This is a genomic window from Bradyrhizobium sp. USDA3516, assembly GCF_057651995.1.
Map to the genome: position 1 here is coordinate 1 of NZ_JBYGYN010000029.1, position 616 is coordinate 616.

Genomic DNA, 616 nt, shown 5'->3' on the forward strand with positions numbered 1-616 from the left:
CCGTCTGGGGTTTCGGTGTCTTGACACGCGTCACGCTGCGGCGGCCATCGACGCTGAGCGGAACATCGCCATCGATGGTGGCGCGGCGAACGATGCGGTGCTGATCGCCATAGTCGTTGACAGCGTAGTGCTGGGTGGCACGATTGTCCCAGATCGCGACGTCGCCGGCCTGCCAGCTCCAGCGCACGGTGTTTTCGGGCGCGGTGATATGGGACTGGAACAGCTCGAACAGCTTCTGACCGTCGTATTTCGGCAAGCCGACGAAGCGCTGAACGAAATTGCCGAGCACAAGCGAGCGCTCGCCGGTCTCGGGATGAACCCTTACTACCGGATGTTCGGTTTCGTAGATGGTGCCGGTGAACACCTCATCGAAGTGTTTTCTGTCCGCTTCCGTCGCGCGCGTCTTCACGGCGTAGTCGTAGGCGTTGCTGTGAACCGCCCAGAGCTCGTCGGCGAGCTTGCGCAGCGGCGCCGGGAGGTCGAGGTAGGCCGCGGCCGTGTTCGACCACACAGTGTCGCCGCCATAGGGTGGGATCACCACGCCGCGCAGCACGGAGATCTTCGGGTAGGCGTCCACGAAGGTGACATCCGTGTGCCACTGGTCTGCTCTGCCGCC

General features: G+C 63.6%; 1 protein-coding gene. It reads right to left on the bottom strand.

Going from position 1 to position 616, the window contains the following annotated elements; translation table 11 throughout:
• The coding region (locus AC24YW_RS36595; RefSeq protein WP_487487213.1) for a TauD/TfdA dioxygenase family protein at nucleotides 1-616 on the bottom strand (616 nt) is incomplete at both ends.